Origin of the sequence: Tissierella simiarum (assembly GCF_018917865.1) — a bacterium.
Classification (GTDB): domain Bacteria; phylum Bacillota; class Clostridia; order Tissierellales; family Tissierellaceae; genus Tissierella_C; species Tissierella_C simiarum.
Map to the genome: position 1 here is coordinate 14,517 of NZ_JAHLPM010000024.1, position 25,023 is coordinate 39,539.

At 30.0% G+C, this 25,023-nt stretch carries 24 protein-coding genes and 14 tRNA genes; 3 read left to right on the forward strand and 35 right to left on the reverse strand.

Annotation, left to right across the window (positions count from 1 at the left end; all coding sequences use genetic code 11):
• Nucleotides 1-177: 177 nt before the first annotated feature.
• The 13 genes from KQI42_RS18805 to KQI42_RS18865 all read right to left on the reverse strand — a co-directional run bounded on the left by KQI42_RS18805 (nt 178) and on the right by KQI42_RS18865 (nt 12,495).
• A complete protein-coding gene (locus KQI42_RS18805) occupies nt 178-1,365 on the reverse strand; it encodes an NAD(P)/FAD-dependent oxidoreductase (protein WP_216522015.1) in 1,188 nt (395 codons plus the stop codon).
• Nucleotides 1,366-1,453: 88 nt separating this feature from the next.
• The gene (locus KQI42_RS18810; protein WP_216522047.1) at nt 1,454-2,488 is read right to left on the reverse strand and encodes an ABC transporter substrate-binding protein; all 1,035 of its coding nucleotides are present in this window, start codon (nt 2,486-2,488) and stop codon (nt 1,454-1,456) included.
• A 5-nt stretch (nt 2,489-2,493) separates the two neighbouring features.
• Nucleotides 2,494-3,285, reverse strand: coding sequence for an ABC transporter permease (locus KQI42_RS18815; RefSeq protein ID WP_216522016.1), 792 nt, complete (start codon nt 3,283-3,285; stop codon nt 2,494-2,496).
• On the reverse strand, nt 3,279-4,118 hold the full coding sequence (locus KQI42_RS18820) for an ABC transporter permease (RefSeq protein ID WP_216522017.1): 840 nt from the start codon (nt 4,116-4,118) through the stop codon (nt 3,279-3,281). Before KQI42_RS18820 ends, KQI42_RS18815 begins: the two co-directional genes overlap by 7 nt.
• The gene (gene potA, locus KQI42_RS18825; protein WP_216522018.1) at nt 4,118-5,164 is read right to left on the reverse strand and encodes a spermidine/putrescine ABC transporter ATP-binding protein; all 1,047 of its coding nucleotides are present in this window, start codon (nt 5,162-5,164) and stop codon (nt 4,118-4,120) included. The genes KQI42_RS18820 and potA overlap by 1 nt, the downstream gene beginning before the upstream one ends.
• 22 nt (nt 5,165-5,186) lie before the next feature.
• Nucleotides 5,187-5,726, reverse strand: a complete 540-nt coding sequence (locus KQI42_RS18830; RefSeq protein ID WP_216522019.1) for a helix-turn-helix domain-containing protein — start codon at nt 5,724-5,726, stop codon at nt 5,187-5,189.
• A 263-nt stretch (nt 5,727-5,989) separates the two neighbouring features.
• Nucleotides 5,990-6,769 (reverse strand): TPM domain-containing protein, encoded by a 780-nt coding sequence (locus tag KQI42_RS18835; protein WP_216522020.1) that lies wholly within the window; start codon nt 6,767-6,769, stop codon nt 5,990-5,992.
• A gap of 11 nt (nt 6,770-6,780) precedes the next feature.
• Nucleotides 6,781-7,335, reverse strand: coding sequence for a LemA family protein (locus KQI42_RS18840; protein WP_216522022.1), 555 nt, complete (start codon nt 7,333-7,335; stop codon nt 6,781-6,783).
• Between the two features lie 114 nt (nt 7,336-7,449).
• Nucleotides 7,450-8,823, reverse strand: a complete 1,374-nt coding sequence (locus KQI42_RS18845) for a radical SAM/SPASM domain-containing protein (RefSeq protein ID WP_216522024.1) — start codon at nt 8,821-8,823, stop codon at nt 7,450-7,452.
• A gap of 15 nt (nt 8,824-8,838) precedes the next feature.
• The gene (locus KQI42_RS18850) at nt 8,839-9,426 is read right to left on the reverse strand and encodes a TetR/AcrR family transcriptional regulator (RefSeq protein ID WP_216522025.1); all 588 of its coding nucleotides are present in this window, start codon (nt 9,424-9,426) and stop codon (nt 8,839-8,841) included.
• Between the two features lie 117 nt (nt 9,427-9,543).
• Nucleotides 9,544-10,710 (reverse strand): tRNA uracil 4-sulfurtransferase ThiI, encoded by a 1,167-nt coding sequence (gene thiI, locus KQI42_RS18855; RefSeq protein ID WP_216522026.1) that lies wholly within the window; start codon nt 10,708-10,710, stop codon nt 9,544-9,546.
• Nucleotides 10,711-10,714: 4 nt separating this feature from the next.
• Nucleotides 10,715-11,872, reverse strand: a complete 1,158-nt coding sequence (locus tag KQI42_RS18860) for a cysteine desulfurase family protein (protein WP_216522027.1) — start codon at nt 11,870-11,872, stop codon at nt 10,715-10,717.
• Between the two features lie 17 nt (nt 11,873-11,889).
• Nucleotides 11,890-12,495: a lactate utilization protein gene (locus KQI42_RS18865; protein WP_216522029.1), complete on the reverse strand. Its 606-nt coding sequence runs from the start codon at nt 12,493-12,495 to the stop codon at nt 11,890-11,892.
• Nucleotides 12,496-12,833: 338 nt separating this feature from the next.
• Between KQI42_RS18865 and KQI42_RS18870 the strand changes: the two genes are divergently transcribed.
• Nucleotides 12,834-13,826: an asparaginase gene (locus KQI42_RS18870; RefSeq protein ID WP_216522031.1), complete on the forward strand. Its 993-nt coding sequence runs from the start codon at nt 12,834-12,836 to the stop codon at nt 13,824-13,826.
• A gap of 70 nt (nt 13,827-13,896) precedes the next feature.
• Here the strand turns inward: KQI42_RS18870 and KQI42_RS18875 are convergent, their stop codons facing one another.
• Both KQI42_RS18875 and KQI42_RS18880 read right to left on the reverse strand, forming a co-directional pair.
• A complete protein-coding gene (locus KQI42_RS18875; RefSeq protein WP_216522032.1) occupies nt 13,897-14,070 on the reverse strand; it encodes a hypothetical protein in 174 nt (57 codons plus the stop codon).
• A 35-nt stretch (nt 14,071-14,105) separates the two neighbouring features.
• Nucleotides 14,106-15,173 (reverse strand): hypothetical protein, encoded by a 1,068-nt coding sequence (locus tag KQI42_RS18880; protein ID WP_216522033.1) that lies wholly within the window; start codon nt 15,171-15,173, stop codon nt 14,106-14,108.
• Nucleotides 15,174-15,319: 146 nt separating this feature from the next.
• On the opposite strand from KQI42_RS18880, the gene KQI42_RS18885 reads away from it, so the two are divergent.
• Nucleotides 15,320-16,444 (forward strand): hypothetical protein, encoded by a 1,125-nt coding sequence (locus KQI42_RS18885; RefSeq protein ID WP_216522034.1) that lies wholly within the window; start codon nt 15,320-15,322, stop codon nt 16,442-16,444.
• Nucleotides 16,445-16,474: 30 nt separating this feature from the next.
• On the opposite strand, the gene KQI42_RS18890 is transcribed toward KQI42_RS18885, so the two are convergent.
• The 6 genes from KQI42_RS18890 to KQI42_RS18915 all read right to left on the reverse strand — a co-directional run bounded on the left by KQI42_RS18890 (nt 16,475) and on the right by KQI42_RS18915 (nt 22,495).
• The gene (locus tag KQI42_RS18890; RefSeq protein ID WP_216522035.1) at nt 16,475-17,509 is read right to left on the reverse strand and encodes an HD-GYP domain-containing protein; all 1,035 of its coding nucleotides are present in this window, start codon (nt 17,507-17,509) and stop codon (nt 16,475-16,477) included.
• A 54-nt stretch (nt 17,510-17,563) separates the two neighbouring features.
• Nucleotides 17,564-17,836 carry a hypothetical protein gene (locus KQI42_RS18895; protein ID WP_216522037.1) on the reverse strand — a complete coding sequence of 91 codons (273 nt, stop codon included), beginning with the start codon at nt 17,834-17,836 and terminating at the stop codon, nt 17,564-17,566.
• A gap of 158 nt (nt 17,837-17,994) precedes the next feature.
• Complete coding sequence (locus KQI42_RS18900; protein WP_216522039.1) at nt 17,995-18,945, reverse strand: acyl-CoA dehydratase activase; 951 nt, start codon at nt 18,943-18,945, stop codon at nt 17,995-17,997.
• Entirely contained in the window at nt 18,938-20,029 is a 1,092-nt protein-coding gene (locus KQI42_RS18905) for an acyl-CoA dehydratase activase-related protein (RefSeq protein ID WP_216522040.1), read from the reverse strand. The genes KQI42_RS18900 and KQI42_RS18905 overlap by 8 nt, the downstream gene beginning before the upstream one ends.
• On the reverse strand, nt 20,001-20,966 hold the full coding sequence (locus KQI42_RS18910) for an acyl-CoA dehydratase activase-related protein (RefSeq protein ID WP_216522042.1): 966 nt from the start codon (nt 20,964-20,966) through the stop codon (nt 20,001-20,003). The genes KQI42_RS18905 and KQI42_RS18910 overlap by 29 nt, the downstream gene beginning before the upstream one ends.
• Before the next feature lie 77 nt (nt 20,967-21,043).
• Nucleotides 21,044-22,495, reverse strand: a complete 1,452-nt coding sequence (locus tag KQI42_RS18915) for a hypothetical protein (RefSeq protein WP_216522044.1) — start codon at nt 22,493-22,495, stop codon at nt 21,044-21,046.
• Nucleotides 22,496-22,662: 167 nt separating this feature from the next.
• Between KQI42_RS18915 and KQI42_RS18920 the strand changes: the two genes are divergently transcribed.
• Nucleotides 22,663-23,643 (forward strand): ribonuclease H-like domain-containing protein, encoded by a 981-nt coding sequence (locus tag KQI42_RS18920; RefSeq protein WP_216522045.1) that lies wholly within the window; start codon nt 22,663-22,665, stop codon nt 23,641-23,643.
• Between the two features lie 72 nt (nt 23,644-23,715).
• Here the strand turns inward: KQI42_RS18920 and KQI42_RS18925 are convergent.
• The 14 genes from KQI42_RS18925 to KQI42_RS18990 form a co-directional block, all read right to left on the reverse strand.
• A tRNA-Ile gene (locus KQI42_RS18925) sits at nt 23,716-23,792 on the reverse strand.
• A gap of 17 nt (nt 23,793-23,809) precedes the next feature.
• Nucleotides 23,810-23,886, reverse strand: a tRNA-Ile gene (locus KQI42_RS18930).
• Nucleotides 23,887-23,898: 12 nt separating this feature from the next.
• Nucleotides 23,899-23,974, reverse strand: a tRNA-Val gene (locus KQI42_RS18935).
• A gap of 11 nt (nt 23,975-23,985) precedes the next feature.
• A tRNA-Trp gene (locus KQI42_RS18940) sits at nt 23,986-24,060 on the reverse strand.
• 29 nt (nt 24,061-24,089) lie between these two features.
• Nucleotides 24,090-24,166 (reverse strand) — tRNA-Ile (locus tag KQI42_RS18945).
• 19 nt (nt 24,167-24,185) lie between these two features.
• A tRNA-Phe gene (locus tag KQI42_RS18950) sits at nt 24,186-24,261 on the reverse strand.
• A 12-nt stretch (nt 24,262-24,273) separates the two neighbouring features.
• A tRNA-Ile gene (locus tag KQI42_RS18955) sits at nt 24,274-24,350 on the reverse strand.
• A 4-nt stretch (nt 24,351-24,354) separates the two neighbouring features.
• Nucleotides 24,355-24,445: transfer RNA gene (locus tag KQI42_RS18960), tRNA-Ser, on the reverse strand.
• Between the two features lie 20 nt (nt 24,446-24,465).
• Nucleotides 24,466-24,556, reverse strand: a tRNA-Ser gene (locus KQI42_RS18965).
• Between the two features lie 7 nt (nt 24,557-24,563).
• Nucleotides 24,564-24,639 (reverse strand) — tRNA-Lys (locus KQI42_RS18970).
• A gap of 5 nt (nt 24,640-24,644) precedes the next feature.
• A tRNA-Gln gene (locus KQI42_RS18975) sits at nt 24,645-24,721 on the reverse strand.
• Nucleotides 24,722-24,726: 5 nt separating this feature from the next.
• A tRNA-Arg gene (locus tag KQI42_RS18980) sits at nt 24,727-24,803 on the reverse strand.
• 31 nt (nt 24,804-24,834) lie between these two features.
• A tRNA-Gly gene (locus KQI42_RS18985) sits at nt 24,835-24,908 on the reverse strand.
• Nucleotides 24,909-24,913: 5 nt separating this feature from the next.
• Nucleotides 24,914-24,999, reverse strand: a tRNA-Tyr gene (locus KQI42_RS18990).
• Nucleotides 25,000-25,023 lie beyond the last annotated feature (24 nt).

The window sequence follows — 25,023 nt, forward strand, 5'->3', positions numbered from 1 at the left end:
AAATTTATCACCTTACCTTTTGTTTTTTTATTATATTTATCAGTGTTAATTATATTACAAAATATAACATAAAATTTTATTATCAGTCTACTATTATTATATACGTAAGTCCAATCTTAGTAAAATAAAAAAGGCTTCTATTAAAAATATTAATTAATAAAGCCTTTTTAAAATATATTAACTATTAAAAGGAATTCCTTCTTTTAAATAATCTTCTACCGCTGTATTTTCCATTACTGCATTTCTAATCTTATTCATTTCTTTTAAATCTCCGAATAAGATTACTCCTGTTATTTTACCATCAGTAGTATATAATTTATGATGAATATCTTTTGAATCATCCTTATACTCATATACTTTATCAAACTCTTTAACATTTCCAGCAGAAAAAAGTTCTATATCTCCTATTCGAAGAGTAGTAAATAATTTTGGATGGTTGTATTCCATAGATTTTCCAGACATATTTGCCCCTGCAACCTTACCCTGCTCATTACTAGAAGTCCATAATCCTATGACCGTCCCATCTACTTCTATTACATCTCCTGCAGCATATATATTAGGTATATTCGTTCTTAGAGTTTTGTCTACTTTTATACCCTTATCTAATTCTATACCACTTTCTCTTACTAAGTCTAAATTAGGTCTGATACCAGAAGATACTAATACTCCATCAGTTTTTATCTTTCTATCACCATTTAGTTTTATTCCATCAGTCTTATTCTCTCCCAATATTTCTTCAGCACCAGAGGATAAATAAAGTTTAAATCCATTGGATAATAATTTATCTTTAAGCTTATTTGCCATTTCCTCATCTAATTGTCTAGGTAATAAATAAGGAGCAAATTCTATTACGCTAACATTTTTTCCCAACAACTTTAATGACCAAGCTGCTTCTAATCCTAAAAGACCTCCTCCTATAACAGATACATCCTCACAATTTTTAAAATATTCTTTTATGTAATGAAGATCTTTTAAAGTACGTAAAGCAAAAACTCCTTCTTTAAATTTCCCGGTAATTGGTGGAATGAAGGGACGGCTTCCTGTAGCTAATAAAAGTTTTTCATATTCAATTTCCATTCCATCGTCTAACCTTATCTTATTATTTTCTACATCTATGTTTTCAACGATTTTGCTTAATATTACTTTAATATTTTTATCCTCATACCAATTTTCTTTACTTACTAATAAATCATCATCTTGAAAATCTCTTGATAAATATTCTGTTAGCTTTACCCTATAGTAAGTCAAATATGATTCACTTGAGACCATTAGAACTGATCCTTCTTTATCATTGTTTCTTATTTCTCTAGCAGCCGATAGACCTGCTATACCGTTTCCAATTATTAAATACTTTGTCTTCTCCATTCTCTCACTCCTCCTAAAATCATCAACTTATTATTACCCATAAAACTAATGATTACACAAAAACCCCCATATTAAATGAGGGCTAGTTTTATTGCTCTGAAGTAACGTCAGTCCATATTTTATCATATACTTGTATTATATCTTTTGGATCTTTAAATATTTCCGTATTTTCAATTTTTTCATTTTCTGGATAAGCTACTTTACTGTTTCTAATATCTTCTGGTAATAACTTAACTGCTTCTGGTATAGGTGTAGAATATCCAATATAATCAGCATTCTTCGCTGCAATATCTGGTCTGCACATGAAATTAATAAATTTTTCTGCTACTTCTTTATTTTTTGTACTCTTTGGTATTACCATGTTGTCAAACCAAAGATTTGTTCCTTCTTTTGGAATTGCATACTCTAAATCTGGATTTTCTCTAATCATAGCTACAGCATCTCCAGACCAAACTACTGCTAAAGCTGCTTCTCCTCCAATCATAACATCTTTCACTTCATCACCAAGGTAAGCATATACTAGTGGTTTTTGATTTATTAGCTCTTGTTTAGCTTCTTCTAGTTCTTTAATATCTCTAGTATTCATGGAATATCCCAATTTCTTTAATGCTACTGCTATAGAATCCCTTTGACTATATAGCATGATTATTTGGTTCTTGTACTTTTCATTCCATAATATATCCCAGCTATCAACTTTATCATCTACCATCTTTTTATTATATATAATTCCTACAGTTCCCCACATATAGGGTACTGAATATTCATCATTAGGATCAAAATCTAAACCTAAAAATTTTTCTTCAACATTTTTTATATTAGAAATATTGTTTTTATCAAGTTTAACTAGCATATCTTCACTTATCATTCTTTCAATCATGTAGTCCGAAGGAAATAACACATCATAACTTGTTCCACCTTGTTTCAACTTTACATACATATCTTCATTTGTGGCAAAAGTACTATAGTTTACTTTAATATTATATTCTTCTTCAAAATCTTTTATAATAGAAGTATCTATATAATCTCCCCAATTATAAACATTTATTGTTGGTCTCTTGTCTCCACATCCAGTAGCCATTGTTCCCATGATCAAAACTAAAAGCAGTAATACAATAGATTTTATTCTTTTCATATTAAACCACCTCTTTCTCCTTGATTTTTATCTGTTCTTTTATTTATTATTAATAATAATCCTAACAAGCCAATAAACATTAATGTAGATAATGCATTAATAACAGGATTTATTCCTCTTCTAGCCATTGAAAATATAGTTATACTTAAATTTGAAACTCCTGGACCAGTATTAAAGAAACTAATGACAAAATCATCTATAGATAATGTAAAAGCCATTAGACCTCCTGTTATTATTCCTGGCATTATTTCTGGTATTATAACCTTTCTTAAAGCGTATAAAGGTGTAGCACCTAAATCCATAGCAGCTTCAGCTAAATGTTTATTCATTTGCTTTAGCTTAGGAAGTATTGATAATATTACATAAGGTATACAGAAGGTAATATGGGATAAGAGCATAGTTATAAACCCAAACTCAATTCTTAAAAACCTAAATAGAGTCATTAAAGAAACTGCTGTAACTATATCTGGATTTAATACTGGTAAATAGTTTAAATTTAATACTACTTTTTTTCCTAGCCCATTCATATTGTAAATACCTATTGCAGCAAAAGTACCTATTATTGTTGAGATAATTGCTGATGATACTGCTATAAGCAATGTGTTATATAAAGCTTTTAACACTTCTGCATCTTTAAATAACTCAACATACCATTTTAATGTAAATCCTGTCCAAACTCCTCTTGATTTCGAACTATTAAAAGAGAATACTATTAAAACTATAATGGGGGCATATAAAAATGCAAATATTAAGAAAGTATATAATTTCTTTAAGCTCTTATTTACCATAGTCCCCCACCTCCTCCTTCTTTATCTTTATCAAATTTAGAAGTAATGGCCATTGTTATTAAAATAAATATCATCAGTATTATAGACATTGATGATCCAAAATGCCAATCTCCTGTCCATAAAAATTGTTGTTCTACTACATTACCAATAAGAGTATATTTATTTCCTCCTAGTAATCTTGATATAACGAAAGTACTAACCGCTGGTATAAACACCATAGTAATTCCTGTGATAATTCCGGGTACACTTAAAGGAAGAATAACTTTCATAAAAACCTTTAGCTTATTAGCTCCTAAATCTTCTGCTGCCTCTATAAGACTTTTATCTATTTTAATTAAAACTGAATAAATTGGCAAAACCATAAATGGTAAAAAGTTATAAACCATACCTAGTAAAACAGCCTTATCATTATACATTAAATTTAAAGGCTGGAAACCTAATTTGGTTACTATATAATTAACAAATCCGTTTTTACCCAATAATGTTAACCATGCATAAGTTCTAAGTAAAAAATTCATCCACATTGGAATTACAAACATTAATATCATCATGTTTCTTTTCTTAATTTTTTCTTTAGATATTATCATCGCCATTGGATATCCTAAAATTAAACAAATAACTGTAGATATTAATGCTAAATTAACAGATCTTCCTAATACTTTTAAATAAACCGGAGTAAAAAATCTTTTGAAGTTATCAAGACTAAATTTAAATGTACTAATATTTTGGCTGTCGCCAGTTGTTATTGAAAAAAATAAAATTAAAAAAAGTGGGATTACAATAAATATCCCCATCCAAAGGATATAAGGATAGGAGGTCCTTTTCATTTTCATTATTCTCTCACCTTCTTCATTATGTGAATATTTTCAGGAGATACATTCATTCCTATTATAGTATCAATAGGTTTCATTATAGTACTATGTATCATCCATTCTGTATCCTCACTTTTGGCTATCATCTCATAGTGTACTCCTTTAAATGTAACAGAAGTAACTTTGCCCTTAAGCATACCATCTTCTGGTCTAACTATCTCTAAATCTTCTGGTCTAATAACAACATCTACTTTTTCATTTTTTTCAAAGCCCTTATCTACACAATTATTAATTTTCCCACAAAATTCAACTAAAAAATCTTCATGCATAATACCATCTACAATATTGCTTTCCCCTATAAATTTAGCTACAAAAGCATTTTTAGGTTCATTATATATATCAACAGGTGTGCCTATTTGTTGTATTACTCCTTTGTCCATAACCACTATAGTGTCTGACATAGTAAGAGCTTCCTCTTGATCATGAGTAACATAGATGAAAGTAATTCCTACTCTTTTCTGCATATTTTTAAGTTCAATTTGCATATCTTTTCTAAGTTTTAAATCTAAAGCTCCCAAAGGTTCATCCAATAGAAGAACTTTCGGTTCATTCACTAATGCTCTAGCTATAGCTACTCTTTGTTGTTGTCCTCCACTTAATGAATCTATAGAACGATTTTCAAAACCTTGTAAATTTACAAGCCTTAGCATCTCTTTTACTCTTTTACTTATTTCATCATTTGATATTTTCTTTATTTTTAATCCAAAAGCAATGTTATCAAATATATCCATGTGAGGAAAAAGAGCATATTTTTGAAAAACAGTATTTATTTGTCTTTTATAAGGCGGTACCTCTGTTATATCCTTACCTTCAAATATGACTTTTCCTTCTGTAGGTTGCTCAAATCCTCCAATAATCCTAAGGGTTGTTGTTTTTCCGCATCCACTAGGACCTAATAAGGTTAGAAACTCATTTTTTCTAATATAAAGATTTATATCATTAAGTACAGTAACATCATTATATTCTTTTGAAATGTTTTTTAAATCAACTGCATAGTTTTTTTCCAATTATAAACCCCCCTTATTACTTCTAAAAACTTGGTGGCGTGCTCACCCAAACAATAGTTGCTTTTGTTTTTCCTGCATTTGAGATATAATGATTGGCATTGGCTTTATAATAAAAACTTTCTCCTTTTTTAACTTTATGTTTCTCACTACCTATATGAATAAAGATATTTCCACTTACTACATAACCAAACTCTTCACCTTCGTGTGGAGAATCTTCTTTTGATCTTCCTTCTGGTTCTAATTCTATAAGTATTGGTTCCATAACATTTTTTTGTGCATTAGGTATTATCCACTTTAAAGTATATTTTAATTCTTCATTCTCAGTTTCAAAGGCATCATCTTTTGAAAAAACAATCTTCTCATCTTCAATTTCATTAAAAAAATCCTTCAAATTAGTTCCCAATCCTTCTAATATGTCTACCAATGTAGCAATAGAAGGAGAGGTCAAATCTCTTTCTAGTTGAGAAATAAATCCTTTAGTTAACTCACATCTATCTGCTAATTCTTCTTGAGTCAAAGAATTCTGAGTCCTAAGTCTCTTAATTTTTTCACCAATTTTCATAGAGTTCCTCCTGTTTAAACTAATTATATATTAAACCCTTTGTTTATAATTACTAAACTTTCTTGGTAACTATCATATTATAGCTAAAAATAACGGTAAAAGTCAATATGTTTTTTAAAATTTATTTAAATATTTAATCCCTCTAAATTACAAGCCTATGGAAGTTTTCTGAAAATTATAAGTTTAATATATAAATCTTTTTACTTAATATAAAAAACCAGTATCAATTACTGGTTTTTTCAAAATTTATATTATTTTTTATATTACCATTTTCCTCCAGCCCCTCCTCCTCCAGAGCGACCTCCTCCTCCAGAAGATCTACCACTACCTCTTGATGAATTTCCTCTATAGCCACTTCCTCCAGATCCTCTTAATAGAGAATAAGTAATCCATCCATTAAAAAATCTAAAATCAATAAATAGAAAAATTATAATCCCTACTACCAACATTATTTTACCAAAGGAATTAAAAACACTAAATTGTCCTCTTGTGTCTCCAAAGTCGTATAAATCCTCATCAATTTTATCCCGATTTAGATTTACATCATACTCTTTTTCAATATTATTTAATATTTCATTAAATCCCGCTAATATTCCTTGGGAAAATTCTCCATCTGCAAAATAAGGGATTATTGAGTCATTAATTATTCTACCTATTTTACTATCAGGAAGAGCTCCTTCTAATCCATATCCTACTTCAATCCATATTTCTCTGTCATTAGGTACTATTAAAACGAGTAGACCATTATCATATTCCCTGCTGCCAATCTTCCACTTTTCAAATAATTTAGTAGCATATGAATTTATATCCATATTTTCAAGAGAATCCACTGCCGCTACTACCACTTGAGCACCAGTCTTTTTATAAAGCATCTTATTTGTCTCTATTATATAATTTTCCAAATTACTATCTATAATATTTGTTTCATCATAGACATAAAATGAGTAACTAGGTTCTGGCAACTTATAACTAATTCCATAAACATTACTAGTTAGAAGTACTATGATACAAAGAATAATAAAACTTATCTTATTCTTTTTCATTTAAACACCTCTTAAAAATTAACTTCTGGTACTTCTGCATCTTTTTGGTTTATTTCAAAATATTGTCTCTTTTCAAATCCTAAAACCTTAGCCATAACATTGGTAGGAAATCTTCTTATGGTAGTATTAAAAGCTTTAACTGAATCATTATATCTCATTCTTTCTGTAGCAATCCTATTTTCTGTTCCAGATAATTCAAATTGTAACTCTGTAAAATTTTGATTGGCTTTCAATTCTGGATAATTTTCCACTACTGCATATAATTTTGTTAAAGCCGTATTTAATCCTTCATTAGCCTGAGCATATTCTTCAGGAGTTTTAGCTTCTGTAAATCTACTTCTAGCTTCTGTTATACCTACTAATACTTCCTTTTCATGGCTAGCATAACCTTTTACTGTGTTCACAAGATTTGGTATTAAATCTGCTCTACGCTTTAATACATTTTCAACTTGAGCCCATGCACTGTCTACATTCTCGTCTAATACAGCTAACTTATTATAAGTTCCTGCAAACAATGCTACTAATAATACTACTACTCCAAGAATTACTATGAATTTTCCTTTCATTGCCATCCTCCTTTTTTTGTCTTTACTATATATAATACTACCCATTAATTATAATATCTACACTTAAATAAATCTATGAGTATTATCAAATAAAAAAGCTGGTCTCCCAGCTTTTTAATTATAAGCACCTTCTTTACATTCTTTATTTTCCAAGTGTTCTGCCCAAAGTCTATCAGCAGTTTCAGCCCATTCTTTAGACACTTCTTCTGTTTTAGCCGTCAATTCTTCTACTTCTTCTCTATCAATAGGTTGAGTGGAGTGAGCATTAGCCCTCTTGACCATTTCTCTTAATTTTTCTGGATTATCTAATAGTGGACAAGGTCTTAAATGATTTTCATTAAAAGGCTGCATATCTCTATAAGCTTTAAAAATAGGAGATTGCAATGCTTTAATTAAACTCACCTCTTTAATATTCACATTGGAATAATGTATAAAAGCACAAGGCTCTACATCTCCATTAGCATTAATATGAAGATAATTCTTTCCTCCTGCTATGCATCCGTCTACGTATTCTCCATCATTCCAGAAATCCATTATAAATATTGGTTTTTCTTTTCTTAATTCTCTAATTTTATGATACATATACTCTCTTTGTTCTGAAGTTACCATTAAATCTGTAACTGCATCTTTCCCTATAGGTACATAAGTAAAATACCAACCAAACATACAACCTTTATCTATTAAAAAATCTAAATACTCTTCAGAACCAACAGATTCGGTGTTATACTTATGATAACAGGTTGAAAATCCAAAGATAACACCTTCCCTTTTCAATAAATCCATTGCTTCCATTACTTTATTATAAGTTCCCTTACCCCTTCTCATATCTGTTTCATTTTCAAAACCTTCTACACTAATAGCTAATCCAAAGTTTCCTAACTCCCCAAGTTTTTTTGCAAAATTTTCATCTACTAAAGTAGCATTAGTAAAAGAAAGGAATGAACAATCATTATGTTTTTCTGCTAACTTAATTAAATCCTCTTTACGAACTAGAGGCTCTCCACCAGAATAAATATACATATATATCCCTAGTTCTTTCCCTTCTCTAATTATCCTATCAAGAGTTTCATAGGTTAATGAATCTGTCTTATCATATTCTGAAGCCCAACAACCAGTACATTTTAAGTTACAAGCACTTGTTGGATCCATTAATATTGCCCAAGGTATATTACAATCATGTTTTTTCTTCATCTTATCTTGAATAGGTATCCCTACAATGCCAGAATTTATCATATAATTAATCATAAAGTTTTTCCTAGAACTTGGTGACAATTCATCAAAAAATCTTTCCATTAGTTGATACCAGTTACTATCTTTATCATTTACAATGTCTTTAAAGTTTTCTAAATGCTTCTTATGATTCTCTCTTGTTATTATTTTTTCTGACCAATCTAGTAATTTATTTAAATTTTCCATTGGATTTTTTTCAATATATTTTAATCCTTCGTTCACGACCTTTGTACTAATATATTGTTTTACAATTGCCATAAATATCCCCCTTTACTAGACTCTTAATCCATCTAAAAGAACATTAAATGAATCAAGCCTCCTTCTAGCTTCCTGAAGGTTAGAGGTTCTTTGGAGAGTAAAAGTTTCAATAAAATTATAAATAGTTTCTGCCATACTTTCACTATCGATTTGTTTGATTTCTTTCTCATTAATTCCTTCTATAATTAGATCATTTATTACTACCTTTAAGTCCTTAGAATAACTTCTAAGTTTTTCTAGGGTCTCATTTTCTTCTCTTTTTAATACTAGCCATATTTCTACCAATAATATAAATGTATTGTTGTTGCCATTTTCTTTAGTCAATAGATGGACTATTTCTTGTAATTTTTCTATGAAAGTTAGATCATTATTTGCTTTAATTCCCTCTACCTCTGCCTTAATTTCTTCCAAAGTACTTCCTAAAGTATGATAAAATATTTCATCTTTATTTTTAAAATACTGGTAAATTGTAGTCCTTCCCATGCCACATTTATTGGATATGTGGGATAAATTAGTATTGTAATATCCTTTTTTCTCAAAAACTAATTTAGCTTTTTTAATTATCTCTTTTTTCTTCTCTTCATAGTCAACTATTTTAGGCAATTGTTTACTATCCCCCTTTCTTTTTATAATACTAAAATTTGCCTTTACTACATTTTATCATAATCGACACTAGTGTCAATAAAAAAACAGGAGAAACTTATTTTCTCCTTATTTCTTTTAGTCTATTGTGTACACTTCCATTCTTTCAATTGCATTGTCCACTAATTCTTCTACGTTTAAGGCACTTTCTGATACTTCTATATCTTGAAGTTTTGGTCTTGTCACTGGATGTTTTGGTAAAAATACAGTGCAGCAATCTTCAAAAGGTAAAATAGAAGTTTCAAAGGTTTCAATATCTTTAGCTATATCTATTATTTCTACCTTATCTAGTCCAATTAAAGGTCTTAATATAGGTAAGTTTACTGCTGCATTTGTTACACTAATTCCGTTAATAGTCTGACTAGCTACTTGCCCCAAACTTTCCCCTGTTATTAGAGCATTCATTCCATTTTTTATAGCTATCTTTTCTGCAATTCTCATCATAAATCTTCTAGATAATATTGTCATTTCATCTTCAGGACATTTTGCATTTATTGATTTTTGTATATCTAAAACATTTACACTGTACATGGTAATTTTTCCAGTATATCTAGATAATATTTGTGCTAAGCTTTTAACCTTATCTTCTGCTCTTTCACTTGTAAAAGGATAACTATGGTAATGAATACAGCTAATTTCAACTCCTCTTTTAGCCATTAAAAATCCAGCTACTGGGCTATCAATACCTCCAGAGAGTAATAGTAATCCCTTACCATTTGTACCAATAGGTAATCCGCCATATCCTTTTATTTTATCTATATATATATAACAATTTTGTTTTATGTCAATATATAAATAAACATCAGGATTATGAACATCAACCTTTAAGTCATTAAAATTAGTTAAAATTACTCCTCCCATTTGTCGAGAAATTTCAGGAGATTTAATTGGAAATTTTTTATCCGCTCTGTTGGTTTCTACTTTGAAAGTAGAAACATCTCCTCTATTTACTCTATCCTTCATTATTTCTATTGAAGCTTTAGCGACTTCATCCATATCTTTTTCAACTCTTATACAGGGACTAATATATACTAGACCAAACACTTTTTTTAATCGATTTATCATTTGGGGAAAGTGAATTTCTTCTGCTTCTATATAAATCTTTCCTTGTTCTTTATATATTTTATTATATCCAATATCTTTTATTACTTTTTTCATCTGACTAATTAACTGATTTTCAAAATACTTTCTATTTAAACCTTTTAAAGCAATTTCTCCTAAACTTACACTTAGAACTTTATCCACATTATCACCTCATAATAATTTGTCTAATTTCTGCTATGGAATCTTTTAATATTTGGATAGTGTAGTCAATTTCTTCTTTAGTATTTTCATAAGAAAAACATATTCTTATAGCACCCTCAATCTCTTCATTAGTTAATCCCATACTTTTTAGAACATGACTTTTCTCTGTACCTTTTGAAGAACAAGCTGAGGAAGTGGAAACATAAATTCCCTTATCTTCTAAATAGTGAAGCAATACTTCTCCTCTAATATACTTAAAGGAAATATTTAAGATATATGGAGACGACTCTTGGTTTAAGATCGTATTGATTTTTATGTGTTCAACTTCTTCTTGAATTCTATTTGCAAAATAAGTTTTTAACTGAAATACATGGTTGACTTCTCTTTCAAAATTAGCTCCCATTATCTTTACGGCTTCACCAAAGCCTATTATACCCGTCAAATTTTCTGTACCTGATCTAATCCCCTTCTCTTGATTGCCTCCATATACTATGGGAGAAAGATTTAATCTATCATTTATATATAAGCCTCCAATACCTTTTGGTCCGTATACTTTATGACTACTAAAAGAATAGGTATCTATATCATGATCTTTTAGACAAACCTTTATTTTTCCAAAAGACTGAATTCCATCTACATGAAGTAAAGCCTTTGATCCTAACTGTTTTAATATATTTTTAATTTTTCCTATAGGCTCTATTGCACCCACTTCATTGTTTACATGCATAACAGATACTAATATAGTATCTTCTCTAACACTGTTCTGGAGTTCTTCCAAAGATATATATCCATATTTATCCACATTTAAATAAGTAATATCAAATCCTTTGCTCTCATAATATTTCATAGTATTTAAAACGGAAGAATGTTCTATTCTACTAGTTATTATATGATTTCCTCTTCTAGCATATTTATTTATAATACTTTGAATTGCAATATTATTACTTTCTGTGCCTCCAGAAGTAAAATAGATTTCTCCTTTATTTACTCTTAAATAGTTGGAAATTAATTCTCTTGCTTGTTCAATTTTTTTCTCTGATTTAATTCCTAATCTATGAAGAGAAGACGGATTTCCAAAATCCTCCCGTAGACTTTCTGTAATAACATTAATAACTTCTTCTCTCGGTTTCGTTGTAGAGCAATTATCTAAATAAACTGCCAAAATACCACCTCATCTTATTAATATCCAAGTTCTTCATCTACTAAGTATACATTTATTTCTGTAGCACCTGGATTTTTATGAATAATGACTTCAGCCTTACACATTCTATCAGGGGAATTACAATCACTACACTTTCCTGTAAATCTACAAGGAGTGTTAATTTTCAATCTTTCTGCATTTTTTGGAGCTGCTATAGTCTTTATTCTCTTAATCGCTTCATCATAATTTTTACATAATTTATTCTTTCCTACTATTATGTATACTTTATTATGTCCATAAAACATAGAAGAAACTCTGTTTCCTGTACCATCAATATTAACAAATTTTCCATCTAAAGTAAGAGCATTTGTACTGGAAAGATAAATATCTGCATTTCTAGCTAGAGACAATTCCTTTTTTTTATCTTCTGCTTTCCAATGCCAGTGAACTTGATTCCCCATGTTTTTTAATTCCTCATATATATTCATATTAGAAATAGTCATAGAGCCACCTATAGCTATAGATTCATCTACAGAAATTTCTTTTAATAAATCTTCTTTTGCTTCCACAGTATTATTGAAAATTTTTACTAAAAAACCATTTTTCTTTAAATTTTCACTTACTTCAGAAAACATTCTATCCATTAAATTCCCTCCATAATAAATTATTTCAGTTCATAACTATTATATAAGATTTTTTAATTATATTAAAGGAATTTCAGATGTATTTTTACTTATTGTATCTAACTAATAAGTTTTTTTTAAAAAAGTATTGCATATTGTGTCGTAATTTGTTATACTTTGTATGTGGTTATCCCCCTGGTAACCTCAAATAAGATCTCTATTCCCAATACCCCTTTTGAACGGTTTATATTACATCCAAGTTGGATGAAAGACTCCTAATTAGGAGTCTTTTTTTTATCTTCTTTTAATTAAATTATGTGGTAAAATTAAATTAGATAAATATAAGGGGGTTTTTACATATGTCTAGTCTAAATAAAGTTGCCATCATATTTACTGGTGGTACTATTTCTATGAAAATAGATCCTCGTATTCATGCAGCAATACCAGCTTTATCTTCTGAAGAAATCATGGCTATGGTAACAAATATAGAAAAATTCGCAGAAATTGAAATTATAAATTTCTCAAATATACCTAGCCCTCATATTACTCCTAATATGATGATTGATTTAGCCATGGTTGTTAAAGAAACTATCAATAGAAAAGATATAACTGGTGTTATAGTAACTCATGGAACAGATACTTTAGAAGAAACTGCATATCTTTTAGATTTAATAATTCATACAGAAAAGCCAATAATTGTAGTTGGTGCAATGAGAAACAGCTCTGAATTAGGATATGATGGTTCTAGTAACCTTTCGGCTGCCATATGTACAGCCATTTCTAAAAAATCTAGAAATAAAGGTGTTTTAGTCGTTATGAACAATGAGGTTAATGATGCTAGTGAAGTTACAAAAACTAATACCCTATCTTTAGATACCTTTAAATCTCCTGAATTTGGTCCACTAGGTATTGTAGATAATGATGAGGTTATTTATTATAGAGATATTATTTCACGCCAATTTATAGATACTGAAAAAATTGAAAATAAAGTAGCTCTAATTAAATGTGTTCCTGGTATGGAATCAGATATATTAGATTTCTATATTGATTCTTCATATAAGGGTATAGTAATAGAAGCATTAGGTAGAGGAAATATTCCCCCTACTATGATTCCAGGTATAAAAAAGTCTATTAGTAACAACGTTCCTGTAGTTATGGTTTCTAGATGTCCTACTGGTAGAGTATTAGACACTTATGGTTATGATGGTGGAGGTAAACATTTAAGGGAAATTGGTGTCATTTTCGGAAGTAATTTACCTGGTCAAAAAGCTAGAATAAAATTAATGTTAATATTAAGTTTAACTAATAATCTAGAAAAAATTAAGGAGCTTTTTGAAAAGAATCTTTTTTAAGATTTCATCAAACAAATTATACTTAAAATTTTAAAAATCTAACGTCCCTTTAAGACGTTAGATTTTTATACTATTTTTTCTTTTCTCTTAAATAATATCCCCTAGTTCTTCTTATCAGAAAATCCTCTATTCCATCGATCTTTTCTATTAAATCTTCATTTCTTTCTAATTTAATAATTTCCTCCAATTTTGTAATCCTATTATCCATTTCCTCTATTAAAAAATGTAATTCTTCTATTTTCATAATCTCTTTTTCTAGTTTATCTATAAGATTAGATTCTATATCCTGGGATACCTGTTGAAGGTTATTTTTTTTTTACTTGGCACTTCTGTAGCATTTTCTACGGATCCAAAACCTATAAAGGCAATTTCTGGATGGACTCTTCCAAAATAATAATTTAATGTGATATTATCTTCACTATCTCTATTTAAACATTTGTACCTAACAATATCTGCCTGTTTTGATTCATTCCATAAGTATATAGGACTCCAAGTAAGTCCTCCATCTTCACTATACCTACTCATAACATTATCATATTCTATCCAAGCTATCCATATTTTATCTTCATAATAAATCAAAGTTGGATTAGATGGATTTTCTTCATTCGACAATGTTTCTTCCACATCTTTCTTAAATCCATCTTCTCCATAAGAAAGCCTTTCATACTTTATTATAAAATTTCCATTATAATACTCACTATAAGTTAAATGAATATGATCTTCATCTTTAAGCATGTCTAAATATAACCTATCAGTTCCGTTATTAGTTAAAGGTAAAGAGTTCTTCCACTGCTTTTTATCTAAATCAAATTCTTTATAATATATTTCTTCTTGTTCCTCATATTTGTAGTATCCCAGTATGATTTTATTATTTTCCTTAATAATCCTTATAGGATTCAAAATTTGTTTTACTCTCACTTCATCTACTATATGTGTTATCCATTCTTCTCCATTAAAATAATGGTGGTACATTCTATATTTTTTTCCCTCATCAGGAAGCATCACAAAATAGATGATATGAGGTTCTTCCTTATTATTTAATATATGTAAATCGTATATTTCTGGTATAGGCTCTGCTGTTAATTTAACATCCTCCCTATTATCTTCTCTTAATACTGTCAAGATTAAATTCATAGTATCATCTTGATATATAAGATAGATATCTCCCTTGGAGCTAATAGAAACATCGTATTCTTGTAAAGCTCCTTTCACTATTTTTTCTTTAGTAGATATTTTAGTTCTATTATTAAATGAGTTTAAGCTTATGTTTCCTTCCTCCCATCTAAACAAAAAAATATTATCCAAAGAATCTGAAACAATAGATAATTTATTATTAAAAAAAGTCATATAAACACCACCTATTTTCTTTCTTGTTAATAGATATTATTATTTTTAAAAAAATATACCTTATATTATTTGTAACACAATGATAAAAAAAGGAATATATTATCATTAAGAACAAGAACTCAACTTTGTTAAAAGGAGGAAAAACAATGGATTCAAACTTCAAACCAGAATCAATAAATTTAGGAATAACAGATTGTTGTAGAGATAGAGATTGGGATTGGGATAGAGATAGAGATTGGGACAGAGATTGTGGTAGGGATAGAGATAGAGACAGAGATTGCGATAGAGATAAAGACAGAGATAGAGACTGTGATAGAGAAAGGGAAAGAGAAAGATGTTGTACAGGAAATACTGGATGTGAATGGGATGGTACTCTTAGAAGAGTAAGAACAGAGCCAATTTACGTTCAAAAAGTGTTTGATGCTACTCTAGTAAATCTACAAGCATTAAGTACTGTAAACAATGTAAGATTTACACCTAACTTAGGAAGAGGTGCAAGAATACTCAGAGTTTTAGACATAAGATGTAGAAAATTCTTTAATCCTGGAAATATCAATGATCCACGGAATTTAGTAGTTGAACCAGAAACAGCTCTTTCAGGTGGAGAATTTGTTAAAGATGAAAAAGGTAATCCAGTAGAAGTAGTTGGCCCAGACGGAATGAGAAGTGAAAAAATCATTTTTGCAGATACTACTGAATGTGATGAACGAGGAAGAGGAACTCCCGTTTTTGGTACTCAAAGAGTTAGAATTAAAGGTAACGTTTTAGTAGAAATTGATGTTCTAGTTTTGGATTCAAGAGGCAGAAGAGTTAGAGTTACTTTGACAGCCAACGTTCCTATCGCACCACAAAATGTACCTATTATATTAACAAATTTCTTTGAATTATGTATACCTTCAGTATTCAATTCAGCTTTCTTCCCAAGATTTGCCGAGTTCTGTAGTGTACTTTGTGAAACAAGGTTAGCTACAAATAGTATTACAAGAGATATACGAATTTGTCCAGAAACAGGAGAAGTAAGAATTGATTTAATCATTGCAATATGTATAACTTGTGAAAAGAAAATTATAGTGCCAGTTCAACTTTGTGTTCTATCAACAGGATTCCCAGAGTTATCTCCAGAGATATCTCCAATATGTAATACTTTCCCAACCTTATTCCCTAAGCAAATAGACGAAAATAGCAGTGGTTCAAGACCTCGTCCTCGTTTAACTTTAGAAGCTGAAGAACTATCTCAGACTGAAGATCAAGATGACGACTTTGAAGAATAATGTATATTAAAATAGGTGCTGTTAAAGCACCTATTTTAATATATCAATAATTTTAACATCCTGATATTCTAGAAAATTAATAAAGCTACTATCAGACTTAACTATAGTTTTTGTTGGCTGTTGAGGATGAACATATACAATTTCACCTATTTCCCCATTACTTAGCAACACTTTATTACCAACATAAAACCTAGAAATGTTATCCAAAAATACTCTAGTTATTAAGGGATTAAGAGAATTAAAGCTCTCATTGTTTAAATACTCTGCAACTAACAAAGGAGATTCTTTTTTCTTAAATAACCTGTTAGAAGTCATCGCATCATAAACATCACATATAGCAATAATTTTAGCAAACTCATGTATTTTATTTCCTTTTAATCCTTGAGGATATCCTGATCCATCTTCTCTTTCATGATGCTGTAATACTCCCATTAGTATATTTTTACTTATACCAACAGTTCCGGACAAGATGTTATAACTATATATTGAATGTTTCTTAACTATCTCATATTCTTCCATTGTAAGTTTATCTGGCTTATTAATTATATGATCTGGTATTTTTAACTTCCCTATATCATGAAATAAACCTGTTAGAGCTACCTGTTTTAAATCTTTCTTTGAATAATTAAGCCATTTACCTACCATGATAGCTAACATACACACATTTAAACTATGGTTGAAAGTATAATCGTCCTTCTCTTCTAACTGTTTAATTCTTCCTATTACATTATTTTCTTTAGTAATTTCTGTAATTAGTTGGTCTACTTCGCTACTTATCTCACTTAGAATTACCTTTTTACTATATTTTACATCATTAAATATACGATCTAATTTATTAGATAAAAACTTATATTTGACTGATAGATTATTTATAGGTTCATCTATACTTCCATTATTGTCCATATATATAGCTACTTGTTCTATTCCTAGGTTCATTAATTGTGAAATTATTCTTTTATTTAATACTGTTCCTTTGGCAACTAATATGGCGCCTGTTTGAAAGTTCTCAATATTTCTATCTACTACCATCCCAGGTCTTAAATCGTCAATACTAATAACAGCCATAATATTCCCCCTAATTTAATTGGTTAAAAACTAATTCAATTAATATATGTAAATTTACTCATAACTTTTTCTATTAACTTCTATTTTATTTAATACTTTTGAAGCAAAATAAGTAATAATTACAGCAACTCCTAGCCTACTTCCAAGTAAAAGCCGTAAATTAGCTCCTACTGCAACGAATATAAATGTATCTTCTACTACAGCACGGCAGGCAATTAAAAATATCATAAGTATATATAAATCCTTTTTACTTAGATTACTTTCTCTCGCACTCTCTATAATAACTCCTGCACCATAAGCTAAGCCAAAGGTCAACCCTATTAACAATAGAAAAACAGCAGCATTAGATATGCCGAAAAACCTAGCAATAAGTTTTAATTTATCCGATTTTAAATCCCTTTATGGCACTCTCCTTATACATTCTCATCATCCTTTAACAAATATTGTAAAGTTATTATAACATAGAAAAAACCTTAAGTATATACTTAAGGCGACCATTTACCACATTTATCTCCATATCGAGCTAAAACTTCATTACCTTCAAATATCTCTAATATTTCACATAGATTTGAACAGCCATTACACTCTTTCCCATTTACTTTGTAATCCTTTTCATAAAGTTTTGTTCCTCTAAAGTTAGTATACCCTTGTTCTTCTGCTTTTTTCCTACCAAGAGCTGCTGCACCTATTGCTCCCATAACATCATAATTTTCTGGAACTAAAACCTGTTGCTTTAATTCTTTTTCAAAAGCGGCTTTTATACCTTTATTGGCTGCTACTCCTCCCTGAAAAACTATAGGAAACAGAATTTCCTTTCCCTTTCCTACATTGTTTAAATAATTTCTAACTAAGGCTTCACATAAACCTTTTATAATATCTTCTTGATTATGGCCTAACTGCTGTTTATGTATCATATCAGATTCGGCAAATACTGCACATCTTCCAGCAATCCTAACAGGATTTTTTGAATTTAAGGCTAAATCTCCAAATTCACTAATATTAACGCCTAATCTTAAAGCTTGCCTGTCTAAAAAAGAACCTGTTCCTGCTGCACAAACTGTATTCATAGCAAAATCTGTTACTATACCATCTCTGAGTATAATAATCTTTGAGTCTTGACCTCCTATTTCAATTATAGTTCTGACTTTTGGATTGAATCCAAGGGCAGCAACAGCATGAGAAGTGATTTCATTTTTTACTACATCTGCACCAACAATTATATTAGCTAAATACCTTCCACTTCCTGTAGCACCAACCCCACATATATTTTTTTCCCCTACACTTTCTTCTAATTCCTTTATACCTTCTTTTATCATATCTATGGGTTTCCCTTGAGTCCTTAAATATTTTTTAAAAACTAAGTTATCTTTATCATCAATAAGTATTATGTTAGTACTTACAGACCCTATATCAAGTCCCATATAATATTTATCCAATGTTTATATTCCCCTTTCTCTTATTAATTAAATCAACAAAAGCCTCTAACCTAGTAACATATCCAGCTTCTCCAGTCATTTCATCTACTACTAAGGTCATTATTGGAAAATCTAAATCTTTTTCCACAGTTTTTAATATACTTTTTGCCACTATTTCTGGCATACAATTTAGTGGTAATATTTGAATTACTCCATCAAATCCTTTATTCTTGTAATATATGGCACTACCTATTGTTTCTCTTCCGTGCCCTCCTACTAAGGTTTTTAAATAAGGTTTAGCTAATTTATATTTCATATTTTCTTCTTTTGAACCAAAAGGATAATTGAATACATGATGCTCTAACCAACTAGTAGGTGTCATAGATTTTTCAACAAGAACTCCTAGATGACCTAATTTCCTCTCTATCTCTAAATTAACAAATGGCTCTATTATCGTGTATATTTCTCCTATTATTCCTACTTTTATAGGAGTATAATTTCTATCTATTTTTACAAACTTTAATTTTTCTTCTGTTTGGTTAATTAATTCTATCATTTCTTTTGCCCCATGGACTGATCCAGTGTCTATATAATATTTATCCATTATAATATCAACTTCTTTTTTGTTGATAGCATAAGCTCTAACTTCATTAGATAGCTGGGTTAAATTATCTGTTCTTTTTATTAAATCTAAACCCAGTTTAGCAGATCTAGTGATTTCCTTCATAGACTTCATGTTAATAATTTTATTTAGATTAGATTTCAACTTTGAATAACCTTCTCCTATATGATCAAATACTATTATATCCACATCATAACCTAAATCTTTTAGTATATTGTCTTGAAGCAAAGAATAAAATCCAAATCTACAAGGACCACAACTTCCCGTAATCAAAATAGTATCTGCTCCTTTTTCTATACTTTCAATATAATTACCTACAAGTATTTTAAATGGTAGACACATCATTTCAGGAGAATGTTTAGTTCCTATTTCTAAAGTTTTTCTACTACAAACAGGTGGAGCTATTACTTCATGTCCTAATTCTTCTAAAAAAGCTTTTCCTGCAATATATACATTACCAAATTGAGGAAATGTAATCTTCATTTTTATTCCTCCATTCCATCATATCTAAGAAAGCTTCTAGTCTAGTATTAAATCCAGCTTCTCCAGTTTGTTCATCCATGGTCATCAATAAAAAAGGAACGCCTTTAGAGGTCGCTTTCCTTTGTATCAAATCAACCAATACAGAATCTAGACCGCAACCAAAAGCACTTAGGTATATAATTCCATCTATACTGTTTTTCTCTAATAAACTATAAGCAGCGCCAATTATTTTTTTCCCGTCAGTCCAAAATATTCTTTTAGGAAGCATGTTTGAATAATAATTTATGTCATCAGCTGATACCATATCTGCTGTTATAATATTGACATGATTTTCTATTAATTTATTAAAAATATTCATGTTAATAAACTCATCATATACATTATAGGAATGCCCCAAAACCAAAATTTTAATATCTTTTGTATGTGTATTTTGGTGGTCTTCTGTGGGGATTATCCCTAAAGATAATAAACTTTTATAATATTTTTGAAACTCCATTGATTCCATATAAGCATTAGCTATTTTAAAATGGTTTCTAGTAAATATTCTTCCCGTATTTATTACCGCATTTCGTAAACTATTTACTTTTCTTAAATTTATTTCTGGTTCAATTACTATAGGTAACTCTTCAATACTATGTTTAACCATATCTGGAAGACCTAATAATTTAGGACAACAATACTCCCTCTTACATATACTAATAAACTTTGGTATGAAAATATAATCTACCTTATCTTTTAAATATTCTACATGTCCATGAAATATTTTAACTGGAAGACAAGCTTCATCTACACATTTAGAGACTCCTAAATTTAGTATATCTTTATTTGTTTTTGGTGAAAATACTACTTTTCCATCAAGATTATTAAAATATTTAGTCCACATAGGATGATAATCATGATAGTACATTCCTCTCGGTATCCCTATTGTTTTTCTCATTTTAACCCTCCATTCTTTTCTATTATTGACAATAGAGACAAAAAATATAATAATATAAGCAATAAAAAAAAGGCAGATTACTGCCTTAATTCTTCTAAAGAGTAGAGTATATAGTTTGTAGTAAAATAAATTTCTTCTTTTGATATCACTCTTTCATCAAGTCCGTTTTTAATATAAGTTAAGAAATCTTCTATTCCATTAAAGGGTAGTTCTAATACTGATAAAAGTCTTCTCATTCTAATTTTTCTTTCCATATTATCCATATTGCTTAAAGTTCTATTTACATATTGAATTAGACTATCTACGGATTGTTCTAAATAATTTAGTGTGATAGGCTGATCATCATTAGAAAATAATAACTTATAATCTGTAAACATAATATCATTATAGTAAGTAAGTACTTTTCTTGTAAAAAGAAGCTCCTTGTTTAAATCCTCATTATAAAATCCCTCTCTCTTTAAAGCTTCTCCTTTTATTAATTCATAACTATTTAGTGTAGAGTTCAACTCTTTTTCAATATTTTGAGCCTGTAAGGCTAATATACTTTTCATATTATTAATTATATTCTCATCCTTCTCTCTTAAATAATCCTCCCAATTATAAATAATCTCTTCAATTTCTTTTAAATTATCAAATAAGTCTACTGTAAGATAAACAACTATTATTCTATTAACTAATAATCCTAATCCAATAATTAAACTGTGTAATTCAGCTATATTTCTAGCTATTATTATAATGTCACTTACTATTGATTCAAGTTCTTCTAATGTTTTGCTTTTTAGTTCTATATTTTTTAATTTTTGAATTTGAGTAAAAAAGCTATCAAATTTTGTACCATAGCTATCCCTTAAAGAACTATCAAATAGTTTTTTGTATTCATTGACTTGATTTTCTATATAACTTTTAGAATAATTTGTAAAATTTCTCATTAGAGTAGACTTAATAATACTGAAATAACTCTCCTTAGCCATTCTCATAGGTATCATTCTAATAATATTTGATACCAATTCAATGAATTGCTTATAATCTTTTCTGTATTCTGATAAAGTCTTTTCTATAGTACCAATTAACATATTTATATTTGTACTCTCATCATTTAATTCAGTTTCCTTATATTGGGTCTTAGAAAGAATCTTCATAGAATATTGATCTACAATCTCCCCTATGTAAGATAATTCTATATCATATCCTTCAATAATAGTTCCTAATTCATATAGATCTTGTCTGATTTTAAGTAGTTTCTCTATTTCCTTATCTCTTTCGTTAGAAGATATACGGTTTATAGAATTTCTAATTGATTCCATTAGAATCTCCATATATTGTAGTAGTATTTTATGTTCCATATCACATTTCATTTCTCTCCAAAACTCATTATCTCTTATTACATCTAATAAGTTTTTACTTGAACTAATAATGTCATAATACGCCATTTGACTAATATTTAATAATTGCTTATTGTTTAATAAAAATATTTCATCCCTTAATTCCTCATTTGTCTTATCAGAAATTTGTATTTCATCAGCCTTCATAATTAACTTAATTCTCCTTTCAATCTACATGTATAATTAATTTTAACTCTTTATTCTCTTTTGATTTCCTAATCATTACAATGTATAATTAATATATAGTATTTTAAGATATTAACTATATATTGAATAATTACATTATAACATAATAGGATATAGGGTGAATGATTATGGAAATTATTACAGATAGATTTTATCATAAATTAAATATTAATGATTATTTTAAAAATATGGATGGTTGTTTTTTAGATATTGAAACTACAGGCCTTAGTAGAAAAAATAATATTATCTATTTAGTAGGCGTCTTGTATTTTGATAAGAATTATAATCTTTGGACTTTAACTCAGTTATTTGCCAATAATCAGAAAGAAGAGAAGCAACTTTTAGAGCAATTAATCTCTATGCTTTCTACTTTTGATAATATCATTACTTATAATGGTGATTCTTTTGATATCCCTTTTATAAATTATAGATTAAAATATAATAGTATAAACTATACTATATCTAAATCTAGTTCGACAGATCTATATTCTATTGTAAAGGCAAATAAACAAATTTTAAATTTTGATAATTTAAAATTGAAAACAATAGAAGAAAACTTGGGGATTTTTAGAGAAGATATATATAATGGTAAAGATTGCATAGATTTTTATTATAAATACATAACTTCTAAAGATGAAATATTAAAGGATAAAATATTAAAACATAACTATGATGATTTATATTATATGTTAGACATTATAAAAATCTTAGATTTAATTAAAGATAAGAAAAGTGTAAATTTAGTATTGAATAAGAAAACTATTCTGTTAACCATAGATGAAATCTTTTTATATGGTGATATGTTTAATATTAATGGATTTTTCAATACTAATTTAGAAAAGGAAATAATATGCTTTAGCCAATATTTTAATATAGTTACCGAAGAGCTTAATAAGTTTAAGGCTTCTATAGAATTTAAAAAAGCCTATATTACTCCTACTGAAAAATGTATTTACATTGATAAAAATGATTTTGAAATTCCTATGTATGTTAAAGACTTAAGTGGATATAAAATTCCCCAAAATATTTTAATCTTAATGATTGAAAGAAAATATTGTATGGACAATATTAGAAGCTTATTAAAACAATTATTTATACAGCTAGTATAAAAAACCTTCTTATATATTATCCTATACATTATAAAAATAACAAAAACAGACCTATACAGGTCTGTTTCATTTTGGTGGGCCTTCAGGGACTCGAACCCCGGACCTACCGGTTATGAGCCGGGCGCTCTAACCGACTGAGCTAAAGGCCCCTAAATTATTTTTTTGGTGGTGGGCCTGGGTGGACTCGAACCACCGACCTCACGCTTATCAGGCGTGCGCTCTAACCACCTGAGCTACAAGCCCTTGTGTGAAAAATGGTGGGCGCAATAGGGCTCGAACCTATGACCCCCTGCTTGTAAGGCAGGTGCTCTCCCAGCTGAGCTATGCGCCCATAATCAATTATGGCAGGGGTGGCAGGATTTGAACCCACGACATTCGGTTTTGGAGACCGACGTTCTGCCACTGAACTACACCCCTTAATTCTATTCAATGGTTAAATAATGGATTGGTGGGCCTTCAGGGACTCGAACCCCGGACCTACCGGTTATGAGCCGGGCGCTCTAACCGACTGAGCTAAAGGCCCCCAAAATTTCTAAAAAAAATGGTGCCCAGAGGCGGAATCGAACCACCGACACGAGGATTTTCAGTCCTCTGCTCTACCTACTGAGCTATCTGGGCAAACACAAAATATGGTGGGCCTTCAGGGACTCGAACCCCGGACCTACCGGTTATGAGCCGGGCGCTCTAACCGACTGAGCTAAAGGCCCATTGTGGCGGAGAAGGAGGGATTTGAACCCTCGCGCCCCGTGAAGGACCTACTCCCTTAGCAGGGGAGCCTCTTCAGCCACTTGAGTACTTCTCCATATTGTAATTAATTTAAATTGGCGGAGAGGGTGGGATTCGAACCCACGTGGGCCGCAAAGCCCTAACGGTTTTCAAGACCGCCCCGTTATGACCGCTTCGGTACCTCTCCTTAAAAATGGTGACCCATCGGCGACTCGAACGCCGGACACCCTGATTAAAAGTCAGGTGCTCTACCGCCTGAGCTAATGGGTCATACTTGGCTGGGGTGACAGGACTCGAACCTGTGGAATGCTAGAGTCAAAGTCTAGTGCCTTACCGACTTGGCTACACCCCAATATATGGTGCACCTAGGAGGATTCGAACCCCCGGCACACGGATTAGAAGTCCGTTGCTCTATCCTACTGAGCTATAGGTGCTTATTTTATAGTCCTCTTAAAAGACTGTCTATGGAGCGGGTGAAGGGAATCGAACCCTCGCAACCAGCTTGGAAGGCTGGGGCTCTACCACTGAGCTACACCCGCATACTTGGTGGAGGAGACTGGATTCGAACCAGTGAAAGCTTAGCTAACGGATTTACAGTCCGTCCCCTTTGGCCAACTCGGGAACTCCTCCATTCTTCTTTTTAAGTGGAGCTGG

Excerpts from the sequence above, each read along its gene's own strand:
- KQI42_RS18865 (WP_216522029.1), bottom strand. The coding sequence starts at position 12,495 with ATGGATAGAATGTTTTCTGAAGTAAGTGAAAATTTAAAGAAAAATGGT.
- KQI42_RS18920 (WP_216522045.1), top strand. The coding sequence starts at position 22,663 with ATGGAAATTATTACAGATAGATTTTATCATAAATTAAATATTAATGAT.
- KQI42_RS18890 (WP_216522035.1), bottom strand. The coding sequence starts at position 17,509 with ATGGCTGTTATTAGTATTGACGATTTAAGACCTGGGATGGTAGTAGAT.
- KQI42_RS18905 (WP_216522040.1), bottom strand. The coding sequence starts at position 20,029 with ATGAAGATTACATTTCCTCAATTTGGTAATGTATATATTGCAGGAAAA.
- KQI42_RS18845 (WP_216522024.1), bottom strand. The coding sequence starts at position 8,823 with ATGGCAATTGTAAAACAATATATTAGTACAAAGGTCGTGAACGAAGGA.
- KQI42_RS18820 (WP_216522017.1), bottom strand. The coding sequence starts at position 4,118 with ATGAAAATGAAAAGGACCTCCTATCCTTATATCCTTTGGATGGGGATA.
- KQI42_RS18815 (WP_216522016.1), bottom strand. The coding sequence starts at position 3,285 with ATGGTAAATAAGAGCTTAAAGAAATTATATACTTTCTTAATATTTGCA.
- KQI42_RS18875 (WP_216522032.1), bottom strand. The coding sequence starts at position 14,070 with ATGAAAATAGAAGAATTACATTTTTTAATAGAGGAAATGGATAATAGG.
- KQI42_RS18830 (WP_216522019.1), bottom strand. The coding sequence starts at position 5,726 with ATGAAAATTGGTGAAAAAATTAAGAGACTTAGGACTCAGAATTCTTTG.
- KQI42_RS18885 (WP_216522034.1), top strand. The coding sequence starts at position 15,320 with ATGGATTCAAACTTCAAACCAGAATCAATAAATTTAGGAATAACAGAT.
- KQI42_RS18870 (WP_216522031.1), top strand. The coding sequence starts at position 12,834 with ATGTCTAGTCTAAATAAAGTTGCCATCATATTTACTGGTGGTACTATT.
- KQI42_RS18835 (WP_216522020.1), bottom strand. The coding sequence starts at position 6,769 with ATGAAAAAGAATAAGATAAGTTTTATTATTCTTTGTATCATAGTACTT.
- KQI42_RS18910 (WP_216522042.1), bottom strand. The coding sequence starts at position 20,966 with ATGAGAAAAACAATAGGGATACCGAGAGGAATGTACTATCATGATTAT.
- KQI42_RS18805 (WP_216522015.1), bottom strand. The coding sequence starts at position 1,365 with ATGGAGAAGACAAAGTATTTAATAATTGGAAACGGTATAGCAGGTCTA.
- KQI42_RS18915 (WP_216522044.1), bottom strand. The coding sequence starts at position 22,495 with ATGAAGGCTGATGAAATACAAATTTCTGATAAGACAAATGAGGAATTA.
- KQI42_RS18880 (WP_216522033.1), bottom strand. The coding sequence starts at position 15,173 with ATGACTTTTTTTAATAATAAATTATCTATTGTTTCAGATTCTTTGGAT.
- KQI42_RS18840 (WP_216522022.1), bottom strand. The coding sequence starts at position 7,335 with ATGAAAGGAAAATTCATAGTAATTCTTGGAGTAGTAGTATTATTAGTA.